General features: G+C 69.6%; 11 protein-coding genes. 1 reads left to right on the top strand and 10 read right to left on the bottom strand.

The annotated features are described in order from the left end of the window. Positions 1-173: 173 nt before the first annotated feature. The 3 genes from glmS to ACFYNL_RS10810 form a co-directional block, all read right to left on the bottom strand. Positions 174-1,991: a glutamine--fructose-6-phosphate transaminase (isomerizing) gene (gene glmS, locus ACFYNL_RS10820; RefSeq protein WP_388799954.1), complete on the bottom strand. Its 1,818-nt coding sequence runs from the start codon at positions 1,989-1,991 to the stop codon at positions 174-176. 14 nt (positions 1,992-2,005) lie between these two features. After that, positions 2,006-2,263 carry a hypothetical protein gene (locus tag ACFYNL_RS10815; RefSeq protein ID WP_388799952.1) on the bottom strand — a complete coding sequence of 86 codons (258 nt, stop codon included), beginning with the start codon at positions 2,261-2,263 and terminating at the stop codon, positions 2,006-2,008. A 202-nt stretch (positions 2,264-2,465) separates the two neighbouring features. Beyond that, positions 2,466-3,359, bottom strand: a complete 894-nt coding sequence (locus tag ACFYNL_RS10810) for a DUF4429 domain-containing protein (RefSeq protein WP_388799949.1) — start codon at positions 3,357-3,359, stop codon at positions 2,466-2,468. Positions 3,360-3,454: 95 nt separating this feature from the next. Between ACFYNL_RS10810 and ACFYNL_RS10805 the strand changes: the two genes are divergently transcribed. Further along, positions 3,455-5,044 carry a beta-N-acetylhexosaminidase gene (locus tag ACFYNL_RS10805; RefSeq protein WP_388799946.1) on the top strand — a complete coding sequence of 530 codons (1,590 nt, stop codon included), beginning with the start codon at positions 3,455-3,457 and terminating at the stop codon, positions 5,042-5,044. 64 nt (positions 5,045-5,108) lie between these two features. On the opposite strand, the gene ACFYNL_RS10800 is transcribed toward ACFYNL_RS10805, so the two are convergent. From ACFYNL_RS10800 to ACFYNL_RS10770, 7 genes are all read right to left on the bottom strand, one after another. Beyond that, positions 5,109-6,881 carry an IucA/IucC family protein gene (locus ACFYNL_RS10800; protein ID WP_388799943.1) on the bottom strand — a complete coding sequence of 591 codons (1,773 nt, stop codon included), beginning with the start codon at positions 6,879-6,881 and terminating at the stop codon, positions 5,109-5,111. Further along, complete coding sequence (locus ACFYNL_RS10795; protein ID WP_388799940.1) at positions 6,878-7,411, bottom strand: GNAT family N-acetyltransferase; 534 nt, start codon at positions 7,409-7,411, stop codon at positions 6,878-6,880. The genes ACFYNL_RS10800 and ACFYNL_RS10795 overlap by 4 nt, the downstream gene beginning before the upstream one ends. Next, positions 7,408-8,694: a lysine N(6)-hydroxylase/L-ornithine N(5)-oxygenase family protein gene (locus tag ACFYNL_RS10790; protein ID WP_388799937.1), complete on the bottom strand. Its 1,287-nt coding sequence runs from the start codon at positions 8,692-8,694 to the stop codon at positions 7,408-7,410. Before ACFYNL_RS10790 ends, ACFYNL_RS10795 begins: the two co-directional genes overlap by 4 nt. Continuing rightward, complete coding sequence (desA, locus tag ACFYNL_RS10785) at positions 8,678-10,120, bottom strand: lysine decarboxylase DesA (protein ID WP_388799934.1); 1,443 nt, start codon at positions 10,118-10,120, stop codon at positions 8,678-8,680. Before desA ends, ACFYNL_RS10790 begins: the two co-directional genes overlap by 17 nt. A 161-nt stretch (positions 10,121-10,281) precedes the next feature. Then, positions 10,282-11,115: a siderophore-interacting protein gene (locus ACFYNL_RS10780; protein WP_388799931.1), complete on the bottom strand. Its 834-nt coding sequence runs from the start codon at positions 11,113-11,115 to the stop codon at positions 10,282-10,284. A gap of 122 nt (positions 11,116-11,237) precedes the next feature. After that, positions 11,238-12,284 (bottom strand): ABC transporter substrate-binding protein, encoded by a 1,047-nt coding sequence (locus ACFYNL_RS10775; RefSeq protein WP_388799928.1) that lies wholly within the window; start codon positions 12,282-12,284, stop codon positions 11,238-11,240. Between the two features lie 194 nt (positions 12,285-12,478). Next, positions 12,479-13,639 (bottom strand): acyl-CoA dehydrogenase family protein, encoded by a 1,161-nt coding sequence (locus ACFYNL_RS10770; protein ID WP_388799925.1) that lies wholly within the window; start codon positions 13,637-13,639, stop codon positions 12,479-12,481. Between the last annotated feature and the right edge of the window lie 4 nt (positions 13,640-13,643).

Here is a 13,643-nt window from a genome sequence, read left to right as displayed (position 1 = left end):
CGGCTGGGGGGTTGGGCGGCTCCCCGGCGATATGAACGGACCCCCCGTGAATGGTGGCATCACGTGGGGGTCCGTTCCTGTTTCGTGGGCCTCCGCGGGTGCGTGGGGGTCGCTCGCGCCCACGCGGCGGAGTCGCAGACCGATACGGCCCCGCGCCCCTGGAGACCAGGGTGCTACTCGACCGTCACCGACTTGGCGAGGTTCCGGGGCTTGTCGATGTCCCGGCCCAGGGCCAAGGCCGTGTGGTAGGCGAGGAGTTGCAGCGGGATGCCCATCAGGATCGGGTCCAGCTCGTCCTCGTTCTTCGGGACCACGATCGTCTGGTCGGCCTTCTCCTGGTGCTGGTGGGCGACCGCGAGGATCTTGCCGCTGCGGGCCTTGATCTCCTCCATGGCGGCGCGGTTCTTCTCCAGCAGGTCGTCGTCGGGGACGATCGCGACCGTCGGGAGGGCGGGCTCGATCAGGGCCAGCGGGCCGTGCTTGAGCTCGGAGGCGGGGTAGGCCTCGGCGTGGATGTAGGAGACCTCCTTGAGCTTCAGGGAGGCCTCGCGGGCGACCGGGTAGCCCCGCACACGGCCGATGAAGAGCATCGAGCGGGCGTCGGCGTACTCCTGGGCCAGCTTCTTGATCTCCTCCTCCTGCTCCAGCATCTCGGCGATCTGGGCGGGCAGCTTGCGCAGGCCCTCGATGATCCGCTTGCCGTCGCGCACGGAGAGGTCGCGGGTGCGGCCCAGGTGCAGCGCGAGGAGGGCGAAGGCGACCGTGGTGTTGGTGAAGCACTTCGTCGAGACGACGCAGACCTCGGGGCCGGCGTGGACGTAGATCCCGCCGTCGGCCTCGCGGGCGATCGCCGAACCCACGACGTTCACGATGCCCAGGACCCGGGCGCCCTTGCGCTTCAGCTCCTGGACGGCCGCCAGGACGTCGTACGTCTCACCGGACTGGGAGACGGCGATGTAGAGCGTGTCGGGGTCCACGACCGCGTTGCGGTAGCGGAACTCGGAGGCGGGCTCGGCGTCCGCGGGGATGCGGGCCAGCTCCTCGATCATCTGGGCGCCGATCATGCCCGCGTGGTACGAGGTGCCGCAGCCGAGGATCTTCACCCGGCGGATCCGGCGCGCCTCGCGGGCGTCCAGGTTGAGGCCGCCGAGGTGCACGGTGGAGAAGCGGTCGTCGATGCGGCCGCGCAGCACGCGGTCCACGGCGTCGGCCTGCTCGTGGATCTCCTTGTGCATGTAGGTGTCGTGGCCGCCCATGTCGTAGGAGGCGGCCTCCCACTCGACGGTGGTGGGCTCGGCCGTGGTGCGGGTGCCCTCCGTCGTGTAGGTGCGGAAGTCGTCGGCCTTGAGGGTGGCCATCTCGCCGTCGTCGAGGGTCACTATCTGCCGGGTGTGGGCGACCAGCGCGGCGATGTCCGAGGCGACGAACATCTCCTTCTCGCCGATGCCGAGGACGACCGGGGAGCCGTTGCGGGCGACGACGATGCGGTCCGGGAAGTCGGCGTGCAGCACGGCGATGCCGTACGTGCCCTCGATGAGCCGGAGGGTCTCGCGGACCTTGTCCTCCAGCTTCTCCGCCTGCGAGCGGGCGATGAGGTGGACGAGGACCTCGGTGTCGGTCTCCGACAGGAACTCGACGCCGTCCGCCTCCAGCTTGCGGCGCAGGTCGGAGGCGTTGTCGATGATGCCGTTGTGGACGACGGCGACCTTGCCCTCGGCGTCCAGGTGCGGGTGGGCGTTCAGGTCGGAGGGGGCGCCGTGGGTGGCCCAGCGGGTGTGGGCGATGCCAGTCGTGCCCTTGAAGCGCGCCGGGACCTTGGCCTCCAGGTCACGGACGCGGCCCTTGGCCTTGACCGTCTTCAGGCCGGCCGCCTTCGGGGAGGTGACGGCGATGCCCGCCGAGTCGTAGCCGCGGTACTCCAGGCGCTGCAGGCCCTCCAGCAGCAGGGGAGCCACGTCACGCTTCCCGATGTATCCGACGATTCCGCACATATATATACGTATTCCTAGCCGTAGACGATGCGCCGCAGCTGCCGGAGCGAAAGGTCCGGCGGTGCCACCGCGCGATACTTGAGATCCGCCTCGATCCGCTCGAAGATCGTCGCGTTGACCAGGCCCTGAGCCTGGAGCTCGCGGTGGCGGCGACGGACGTAGTCCTCGGTCGTCTCGTCGAAGTAGGCGAGCACGTCCTGGATCACCCGCAGCGCCTCGCCCCTGCTCAGGGGCGTGGACCGCGTCAGGTGATCGACAAGTTCCTCGTGCACCCGGTAGATCCTGGGGTACCGGAGCCGGTTTCGCAAGAAACCTGCCCGATTTCGGGCAGGTGCCCGGGGTGGCGCGTATCCCGTCGCCCGGGGGGCGATTTTCGGGCGTCATGGACATTCTTCCTCGCGCGGGGGCGCGGGGGGCGCGCTGATCACGGTGGCCCGCAGGGCCGGGCAGGCGGGGCCGGGCAGGCGGGCCGTACTACATCCGCTTGAGGACGGCCTGCTTGGCCAGGCTGAACTCCTCTTCCGTCAGTACGCCCGTGCGGTGCAGCTCGCCGAGCTCGCGCAGACGGCGCAGGAGGGCGTCGTGGTCGTCCTCGGGGGGCGCGGCCGGGGCCGGCAGCGCCGGTGGCGCGTCCTGCGCGGCCGCGGCCGCGGCCGTGGCGGTGGCTGTGGCCGGGTGCGGGAGGCGGGCCTGGACCGCCGCCGCGACCAGGGCCATCAGCGGGTCCTTCTTGAAGCCCCACAGCTCCACGGAGTTGTGGTCGTACTTGGGCGGCGCCTTGGTGGGCGCGTTGCGCACGGTGAAGCGGAGGCAGCCGTTCTCCAGGCCCACCGCCGGCTGCCACTCCACGGCCGCGATGTCGGCCAGGGGGAGGGAGCGGGTCCCGGCGGCGGCCTTGGCGTCCTCCGTCTTCCAGTTCCACTCCAGCCGGACCTGCTCGCCGTCGAAGCTCGCGGTGCCGTCCCCGGCGGAGACCGACAGCGGCACCGCGGGGCCCGGCAGCAGGAACTCATCGACCGGGTCGGCGGGGACCCGGTCGAGCAGCAGGGCGCCTCGCACCTCGTCCGCGACGTACTCCGCGACGCCGTACCGGTCGGACTCGACGATCAGCTGATACGGGTCGTGGGGCTCGGTGAGCCGGCCGCCGGTGGCGTGCAGCAGCGGGTCGGCGCCGTCGCGCAGGCGCAGCCTGAGACGCCCGGCCTTCTTGCCCTGCTCGAAGGAGACCCCCGCCAACGCCCCCAGCGGCACGACCAGTTCACCCAGCGTCCTGCGGAACAGACTCACGGACTTGTCCCGTCCGGGGATCAGGCGCAGGGCGTCGCCGTCGAAGACCCATGTGCCGTCCTTCTGGATGATTTCCGCCATGGGGTGGATTGTTCCACCAGTCTCACGAGAGAGTGGTCCAGACCTCTTGGGGCTCAACGGCTCATGGAAGGGACACGCTTGTGAGAGCTGGCCGTGTGAGACAGCACCACAGAACGCTTCGCCTTCTCGGTTCCCTGCTGCTGGTCGCGACGGGCGTCTGCCTGACAGGCGCGGCTCCCCCACCACCGGCATCCTCCGCCCCGCTCGACCGCGTGGTCCCCGCGCCCGCGTCGGTCGCCCCCGGCGGATCCCCGTACCGCATCACCCCCGGCACCCGCATCCGCGTCGACGACTCCCCCGAGGCGCGCCGGATCGGCGAGTACCTCGCCACAGTCCTGCGCCCCTCCACCGGCTACCGCCTCCCCGTCACCACCCACACCGGCGGCGGCATCCGGCTGCGCCTGGCCGAGGGCGCGTTCGGCACCGAGGGCTACCGCCTCGACAGCGGCCGCAAGGGCGTCACCATCACCGCCGCGAAGCCCGCCGGCCTCTTCCACGGCGTGCAGACGCTGCGCCAGCTGCTCCCGGCGGCCGTCGAGAAGGACTCCGTGCAGCCGGGCCCCTGGCTGGTCGCGGGCGGCACGATCAAGGACACCCCGCGCTACGGCTGGCGCGGCGCCATGCTCGACGTCTCCCGGCACTTCTTCACCGTCGACCAGGTCAAGCGCTACATCGACCAACTCGCCCTCTACAAGATCAACAAGCTGCATCTGCACCTCAGCGACGACCAGGGCTGGCGCATCGCCGTCGACTCCTGGCCGCGCCTGGCGACCTACGGCGGCTCGACGCAGGTCGGCGGCGGCCCCGGCGGCCACTACAGCAAGGCCGACTACAAGGAGATCGTCCGGTACGCGTCCGCCCGCTACCTGGAGGTCGTCCCCGAGATCGACATGCCCGGCCACACGAACGCGGCGCTCGCCTCCTACGCCGAGCTGAACTGCGACGGCGTGGCGCCCCCGCTGTACACCGGCACCGAGGTCGGCTTCAGCTCGCTGTGCGTCGGCAAGGACATCACGTACGACTTCGTGGACGACGTGATCCGGGAGCTCGCCGCGCTCACGCCGGGCCGGTACCTGCACATCGGCGGGGACGAGGCGCACTCCACCAGCCACCAGGACTATGCGGCGTTCATGGAGCGGGTGCAGCCCATCGTCGCCGAGTACGGAAAGACGGTGGTCGGCTGGCACCAGCTGACCGGGGCGACTCCGGCGCAGGGGGCGCTCGCCCAGTACTGGGGGCTCGACGGTACGAGTGCCGAGGAGAAGGCGCAGGTGGCGAAGGCCGCACGGAACGGGACGGGGATCGTTCTCTCGCCCGCCGACCGGATCTACCTGGACATGAAGTACACGGCCGACACCGAGCTGGGCCTGGACTGGGCGGGCCTGGTGGAGGTACGGCGGTCCTACGACTGGGATCCGGGCGACTACCTGCCGGGGGCGCCCGCTTCGGCCATCAGGGGTGTGGAGGCACCGCTGTGGACGGAGACGATCACGAAGTCCGCGGACATCGAGTACATGGCCTTCCCGAGACTGGCGGGCGTGGCCGAGCTGGGCTGGTCGCCGGCCTCCACGCATGACTGGGACGGCTACCGGCTGCGGCTCGCCGCGCAGGGGCCGCGGTGGGAGGCGCTGGGGATCGGGTACTACCGGTCGCCGCAGGTCCCCTGGCCCGCCGCGCGGGGCTGACATGCCGACGGGCACCCCGGAGGACCGTACTCCGGGGTGCCCGCCCGTCCGTGGGGGCCGTTGATCACAGCCCCGCGATGGGGTTCTTCAGGGTGCCGACCAGCTGCAGGGCGCCGGCCGGGTCCGACAGGTCGACCATCTGCTGGTTGTTGCGCAGCTGGAGGCGGTTGAGGCACGACAGCGCGAACTCGGGGGCGAACATGTCGTACTGCGCGAACTTGTCGGCCAGCTCGGGCACCGAGCGCTGGTAGTCCCGGGTGACTTCGGCGACCGTGCGCCAGAAGTCGTCCTCCTCCAGGATCCCCTCGGCGGCGAGGTTCGCGGCGAGGAAGCGGAAGAAGCAGTCGAAGACGTCTGTGAAGACGGACAGCAGCTTCGTGTCCTCGGGCACGTCCACCCGGACCCGCTCGACCGTCGGCGGCAGCACCGCGTCCGGGTCCATGACGGCGATCTCCTCGGCGATGTCCTTGTAGATCGCGCGCTCGACGACGCCGTCCTTCAGGACGAGGATCACGTTCTCGCCGTGCGGCATGAAGACCAGGTCGTAGGCGTAGAAGCTGTGCAGCAGGGGAGTGAAGTACGCCTTCAGGTACCGGCGCAGCCACTCCGTCGGGGCCAGCCCCGACCGCTCGATCAGCGCGCCCGCGAAGGAGGCGCCCTCGTGGTCGACGTGGACGAGGGAGGCCATCGTGGCCAGCGACTCGCCCTCCTTCAGCTGCGGCACCGGGCTCTCGCGCCACAGCGCGGCCAGCATCTTGCGGTACGGCGAGTAGCGGTCCGTCGCCGCCTCGTACTCCAGGTGCCGGTAGCCCACGGCGGCGCGTTCGCGGATGATCGACAGACCGGTGGACCGCAGGACCGGGTCGTTGTCGATGAGCTGGACCAGCCAGTCGTTGATCGCGGGAGTGGCCTCCATGTAGGCGGCCGACAGTCCGCGCATGAAGCCCATGTTGATGACGGACAGGGCCGTCTTCACGTAGTGCTTCTCGGGGCTGGTGCGGTTGAAGAACGTCCGGATGGACTGCTGGGCCAGGTACTCGTCGTCGCCCTCGCCCAGGACGACGAGGTGGCGGCGGGCGACCTCGGCGGCGAAGGTGACGGCGAGCTTGTTCCACCACTGCCACGGGTGGACGGGGATGAGGAGGTAGTCGGCGGGGTCGAGGTCCTGCTCGCGCAGGACGCCGTGGAAGCGCTCGACGGTCTCCTCGCCCAGCTCCTGCCGTACGAAGGTCTCGTACTCGATGCCGACACCGGCCGTGAACGCGGCACGCGAGCGGTGGGCCGCGAGCCAGACCAGGCGGACGGGGCTCGCCGTCTCGGGGGCGTACGCGAGGTACTCGTGGATGCCGAAGCCGAGCCGCCCGTTGTTGGCCACGAAGCAGGGGTGGCCCTCGGTCATACCGGTCTCGATGGCCTGGAAGCCGGACCCGACCAGCTCGGCGACCGTAACCTGCGGCTTGGTGAGCTTGTAGCAGGTGCCGGAGAGGGTGGAGGAGATCTCCTCCAGGTAGACGGGCAGGATCTCGTCGCTCAGGCCGAGCGACTTCTGCAGCTCGATGAAGAAGTCCAGCGCGGCGAGCGGGAGTTCGGACCCGTCACGGTGGCGGGTGATCGAGTCGGCGTCGACCTGCCAGTGGTCCAGGGCGCGGATCACGGCCGTGAAGGTGTACCGCGTCAGGCCGTCGTCGCTGCGGACGACGTACGTGCCGTCGTCGCCGGCCTCCGGCGTGATCAGGCGCTCGTGCGCGAACTCGGCGAGCGCCTTGCGGATCAGGAGGCGGTTGGCCCGCGCCCAGCGGTGGGGGGACAGATGCGCCACGGCGTCGGACAGGGTCATACGGCTACTCCTCGGGCGGCCTCGAACTGCTCACGGGTGCAGAAGCTCAGCAACGCCTTCTTCTCCGGCTTCTGGATCTCGCGCTCGGGCACGAAACCGACGGCCTCGTTCAGGGCGTGGACGGCCTTGTTGGAGACGTCGGGCTCCACGACGACGCGCCGCACCTGGGGGTCCTCGAACAGGTGCGCCATCACGGCGGTGATGACGGACCTCGTGAACCCGTGCACGGGCTTGTCGGTCGCGGGGGTGAGGAAGTGCATGCCGACGTCACCCGGCTGGGGCTCGTACAGGCCGACCAGCTCCCGGTGGGCGGGGTCGTACTTCTCCATCAGGAAGGCGGGAACGCCGTCCTCGTCGAGGCCGAGCAGGGCGTGGTGGTGCTCGTCGGCCGCGATCTCCATGTAGGCACGCTCGACGTCCTCCAGCCGCGCGTCCTGCATCATCCAGAAGGCCGCCTTGGGATGGGTCACCCAGGCGTGCAGGAGCTCGGCGTCCTGCAGGGGGTCGAGGGGGCGGAACGTGAACGTCATACGGAGAACTCCTGGAACGCGATCGTCTTCTCGACGGGGTAGTACTCGGTGCCGAGCAGCTCGCGGATGATGTACGCGTTCCGGTACGGGCCCATGCCCAGGTCGGGGCTGGTGATGCTGTGCGTGTGCACGCCGGCGTTCTGCAGGAACACGCCGCGGCCGGTGACGTCGACGGCGTAGTTGCGGGCGACGTCGAAGTTGCCCTGGGAGTCGTAGACCAGGCGGTCCTTGACGGGTGCCAGGAACTCGGGCTCGGCGTACTTGTAGCCGGTCGCCAGGACGAGACCCTGCGAGTTGAGCTCGAAGTCCTTGCGCTGCTCCTCCTGGCGGAAGCCGAGGGTGTACGTGCCGTTCTCGTACACCGCGCTGGTCAGGGCGGAGTTGGTGAGCAGCCGGGTGGGGACCGGGCCGCCGAGGTTCTTCTGGTAGAGCAGGTCGAAGATCTCGTTGATCAGGTCGCCGTCGATGCCCTTGAACAGGCCCTTCTGCTCGGCGGTGAGCCGGTAGCGGGTGGCCTCCGGCAGCTCGCGGAAGTAGTCGACGTACTCCGGTGACGTCATCTCCAGCGTGAGCTTGGTGTACTCCAGCGGGAAGAAGCGCGGGGAGCGGGTGACCCAGTTCAGCCGGTAGCCGTGGACGTCGATCTCGCTGAGCAGGTCGTAGTAGATCTCGGCGGCCGACTGGCCGGAGCCGACCAGGGTGATCGAGTCCTTCTTCTGCAGCTCCGCCTTGTGCTGGAGATAGCGGGAGTTGTGGATGAAGTCGCCGCCCAGGCCCCGGCACGCCTCGGGTATGTGGGGCGGGGTGCCCGTACCGAGGACCAGGTGGCGGGCGCGGTAGGTGTCACCGGCGGCGGTGTGCACGACGTACAGCTCGTCCTCGTAGCGGACTTCCGTCACCGTCGTGCCGAAGCGGATGCTGCTCAGCTGGTTCGCGGCCCAGCGGCAGTAGTCGTCGTACTCGACCCGCAGCGGGTAGAAGTTCTCGCGGATGTAGAACGAGTACAGCCGGCCCTTCTCCTTCAGGTAGTTCAGGAAGGAGTACGGCGAGGTCGGGTCCGCCAGGGTGACCAGGTCCGACATGAACGGCGTCTGCAGGTGGGCGCCGTCCAGGAACATGCCCGCGTGCCACTCGAAGTCCGGCTTGGACTCCAGGAAGACACCGTCGAGCTCGTCGATCGGCTCGGTCAGGCAGGCGAGGCCGAGGTTGAACGGGCCGAGCCCGATCCCCACGAAGTCATGAGTCGCAGGAAAAGAGGACGGGTTTTCAGGACGCGCGGTCAAGGGACTCTCCCAGGTACTGCTCGGCGTGGCCGGCGATCAGGTCGAGGACGGCGGCGATGTCGGCCGCCTTCGTCTCGGGGTTGAGCAGGGTGAACTTCAGGTAGTGGCGGGCGCCCACCTTGGTGCCCGCGACCACGGCGTCGCCGGAGGCGAACAGGGCCTTGCGGGCGTACAGGTTGGCGCGGTCGATCTCGGCCGGGTCGGTGACGGCCGCCGGGATGTAGCGGAAGACCAGGGTGGAGAGGGTCGGCTCGACCACGACGTCGAAACGCGGGTCGGCGGCCAGCAGCTTCCAGCCCTCCACGGCCAGGTCGCAGACCTCGTCGAAGAGCTGCCCGATGCCGTCGGCGCCCATGGTCCGCAGGGTCACCCACAGCTTGAGGGCGTCGAAGCGGCGGGTGGTCTGGAGGGACTTGTCGACCTGGTTGGGGATGCGCTCGTGCACCATGCGGCGCGGGTTGAGGTACTCCGCGTGGTAGGTGGCGTGGCGCAGGGTCGAGGCGTCGCGGACCAGCACGGCGGAGGAACTCACCGGCTGGAAGAAGGACTTGTGGTAGTCGACGGTGACCGAGTCGGCACGCTCGATGCCGTCGATGCGGTGCCGGTACTTGAGGCTCGCGAGCAGACCGCAGCCGTACGCCGCGTCCACGTGCATCCAGGCGCCGAACTGCTCGCACAGCTCGGCGATCTCGGGCAGCGGGTCGATGGACCCGAAGTCGGTGGTGCCGGCGGTGGCGACGACCGCCATGGGGACGAGGCCGTCCTTCCGGCAGCGCTCCAGCTCGTGGGCGAGGGCGACGGTCTGCATGCGCTTGTCGTGGTCGACCGGGATGGAGACCACGGCGTCCTGGTCCAGGCCGAGCAGTTTCGCCGACTTCTTCACGCTGAAGTGGCTGACCTCGGAGGCGAAGATGCGCAGGTCGGCGAAGGAGTTGCTCTTCGCCTCCTCGCGGGCCAGGAGCAGGGCTTGGAGGTTGGACTGGGTGCCCCCGGAGGTGAAGACGCCGTCGGCGTTCTCGCCCAGCCCTATGCGCTCCGTCGTCCAGTCGATGAGCCTGCGCTCGATGAGGGTGCCGCCGGCCGACTGGTCCCAGGTGTCCAGCGAGGAGTTGACGGCGGAGAGGATCGCCTCGCCGAGCACGGCCGGGATGACGACCGGGCAGTTGAGGTGGGCGAGGTAGCGGGGGTGGTGGAAGTAGATCGCGTCCCGGAGGTAGACGTCCTCGAGCTCGTCGAGGACCGCGGCGGTGTCCAGCAGCGGCTTGTCGAGGTCGATCGCGTCGATGGTGGGGGCGAGGTCGTCGACCGTGACGCCGGTGAACGGACGGTCGGTGGTGGCGAGTTTGGCCGCCACCCGCTCGATGCCTTCGGTCACGGAACGGCGGTACTGCTCCGCGGTCGTGTCGTTGAGCAGGTGCGAGCGCATGGGGAGGTCCTCCGGTGGGGACGGGCCGTGGGTGCTGTGGGGAATGAAGGGTTCAACTTAGGTTAGCCTAACCTAAGTGACCTTGGATGAGGGCGGCATCAAGGGTGACTGCGATCACTTCGGTCGCAGTGGACGCCCAATTGCCTTGGTTTCGTGGGCGCTCAGCCCTGCTCGCGCAGCTGTTCCTCGGTCAGCCCCTGGCGCCAGTACCCCACGAAGGTGACCCGCCGGCGGTCGACGCCGCGCTCGCCGACGAAGTGCCGGCGCAACGCCTTCACGCTGCCGGACTCGCCCGCGATCCAGACGTACGGGTGCTCGGCGGCGGGGAGCCGGGCGGCGCGGATCGCGTCGAGGGCCATGGGGGAGCCCTCGGCGCGGGTCTCCTCCCGGACCAGCCAGGTGATCTCCGCGTCCGCCACGGTCACCATGTCCTGCATGGCCCCGGCGTCGTGCACCTCCAGCCAGACCCGGGCGCGGGTGCCGACGGGCAGGGCTTCGAGGATGGCCGAGACGGCGGGTACGGCGGTCTCGTCGCCCCAGATCACCACCAGGTCGGTGTCCGCCGGCGGCCGGAACCGGATCGCCCGGTTGTCGGCGATCGCCGGGCCGAGCAGCAGGACCCGGTCACCCGCGGCGGCGCGAGCGGCCCACCGCGAGGCGGGGCCGGCCGGGGTGTGCAGGACGAAGTCGATGTCGATCTCGTCGGGGTCCCGGCGCATCGCGCGCAGCGTGTACGACCGCATCACGGCCCGTACGTCGTCCGGGAGTTCACGCCAGCCCTGCCACCAGCCGTCACCGAGCTCCAGGGGAACCCGCGGCTCGCTCTGGCCCGGATGCGGCAGGAACAGCGACAGGGACTGGTCGTGCCCGTCGGAGAAGAAGTACCGCAGATCGTCCCCGCCGAAGGTGACCCGGACCATGGACGGACCGAGCCGCCGCGTCCGTACGACGTGCAGGGAGAAGAACCGGAACGGGGCGGCTACGGCTGTGGTCATGGGGTAACTCCTGAATCGGCGTCAGGGGTGCCTGCCCGGGGGCCGCGGATCGGTGTGCGGCTCCGTCGCGTGGGCGCGGGCGGCCGCGGCGGCCCACGGCTCCCCGGGCGGCTGGGGCCTGGTCAGCTGACCTTCTTGGCCTTCTCGATGGCCTCGGCGAGGCTGGTGAGCAGCGGCGTGCACTTGGCGTACGAGAGGATCGGCTCGGGCGAACGGCCGATGACCTGACCGGCCTTGACCGCCGGCAGCTTCTTCCAGGTCGCCTCGGTGATGTCGGCCGGCTGGATGGTCGAGGAGCGGTCGTCCATCATGATGATGTCGGCCGGGTACTTGTCGACGTTCTCCCAGCTCAGCGACTCGTACCAGCCGCCGCCCGGCTTCTTGGCGCTCTCCGGCGGCTCGACGAAGTTCACGCCGAGGGCCTTGAAGTACTCCAGGTCGATGGAGAGGTTGGTGCCGGAGACGTAGAACAGGTCCTGGCTCGCGGAACCGGCCATCACCTTGATCTCGGGGCGGGCCTTCGCGGCCTTGCGCAGCCGCTCCGCCGCCGCCTCGAAGTCCTTCTTGGACTGGGCGACCTTGTCGGCCTTCAGGTCCGCGCCGAGGGACTCGGCCAGCTCCCACATCCGCTCCAGCGGCTTGGTCAGCTGGCGGTCGTAGGCGGAGATGGCCGCGCTCGGGGCGAGCTTGGCGATCTTGTCCTTGGACGCCTCGGGGACGTACCAGAGGGTGCCGGCGCTGTCGAAGGTCGTGGAGATGAGGACCTCGGGGGCGAACGCCGCGTACTTCTCGACGTTGAACTGGTCCCAGACGTTGCCGAAGACGGTCAGCTTGCTGACGTCCATGTCGCCGGCCTGCACGTCGGCCTTGCCGTCCTGCGTCTTGGTGGGCCCGAAGACGCCCTTGACCTCGATGCCGTAGTCGTACAGGGCGGCCGCGACGCCGACGAAGGCGACGATCTTCGTGGGCACCTTGTCGAGCTTCACGGTGGTCCCGCGGTCGTCCTTGAACGTCCAGGGGCCGGACTTGGCGGCCGTCGTGGCGTCGTCCGAACCACCGTTCTTGGCGTCGCCGTCCCCGCAGGCTGCGAGCACGGCCCCGAGGCCGAGGGCGCCGCCGGCGGCGAGGACGCCGCGACGGGTGAGGTGGGTGGCTCTGGCGTTGGACATGGCTACGCTGCTTTCGAACAGGGCGGATCACCCGCGGACAATTCGAAGGTAGGTTAGCCTAACCTGAGCTGATGTCCAGTGGCGGGGGCCTTGCTTTCCCAACCGGGTGTGCCCTGCGAGGCCCGGCGTCTCAGCCTGCGAGGCCCAACTTCCTTGCATTCAGGCAAAGTTGGGCCTCGCGTGTGCCGTAGGCGTCAGCCCGCGAGCCCCAACTCCCGGGCGATCAGCATCCGCTGCACCTCGCTGGTGCCCTCGCCGATCTCCAGGATCTTGGAGTCCCGCCACATACGCGCGACGGGGTACTCGTTCATGAAGCCGTAGCCGCCGTGGATCTGAGTGGCGTCCCGGGCGTTGTCCACCGCCACCGTCGACGAGTACAGCTTCGCGAGAGCCGCCTCCTTCTTGAAGGGTTCCCCGGCCACCAGGCGCGAGGCGGCGTCGCGCCAGGCCAGACGCGCCGTGTGCGCCTTCATCTCCATGTCGGCGATCTTGAACTGGATCGCCTGGTTGGCGCCGATGGGGCGGCCGAAGGCGTGGCGCTCCTTGGCGTACTTCACCGACTCGTCGACACAGCCCTGCGCCAGACCCGTCGCCAGCGCCGCGATGGCGATCCGGCCCTCGTCCAGGATGCGCAGGAACTGGGCGTAGCCGCGGCCCTCCTCACCCAGGAGGTTGGCGGCCGGGACGCGGACATCGGAGAAGGACAGCTCGCGGGTGTCGGAGGCGTTCCAGCCGACCTTGGAGTAGGGGGCGGCGACCGTGAAGCCCGGCGTGCCGGACGGGACGATGATCGCGGAGATCAGCGGCCTTCCGTCGGGCTTGCGGCCGGTGACCGCCGTGACGGTGACCAGGCCCGTGATGTCCGTGCCCGAGTTGGTGATGAAGCACTTCGTGCCGTTGATCACCCACTCGTTCGTCTCCGCGTCGAGCCGGGCCGTCGTACGGGTCGCCCCCGCGTCGGAGCCGCCGTCCGGCTCGGTGAGCCCGAAGGCGCCGAGGATCTCGCCGGAGCACAGTCTCGGCAGCCACTGCCGCTTCTGCTCCTCTGTGCCGAAGAGGTGGATCGGCATCGCACCGAGCGAGACGCCCGCCTCCAGGGTGATGGCGACCGAGGAGTCGACGCGGGCCAGCTCCTCCAGCGCCACCCCGAGGGCCTGGTAGTCCCCGCCCATGCCGCCGTACTCCTCCGGGAACGGCAGACCGAACAGGCCCATGCGGCCCATCTCCCGGACGATCTCGTACGGGAACTCGTGACGCTCGTAGAAGTCGCCGATCTTCGGCGCCACGACGTCGTGCGCGAACTGCTCCACCGTGCGGCGCAGTTCCTCCAGTTCGGGGGAGAGACGGTGGTTCATGGCT

Source organism: Streptomyces sp. NPDC007808, from assembly GCF_042868655.1.
Taxonomy (GTDB): domain Bacteria; phylum Actinomycetota; class Actinomycetes; order Streptomycetales; family Streptomycetaceae; genus Streptomyces.
The sequence above is the reverse complement of the archived record's forward strand: the minus strand, read 5'-3'. Positions and strand labels throughout refer to the sequence as shown.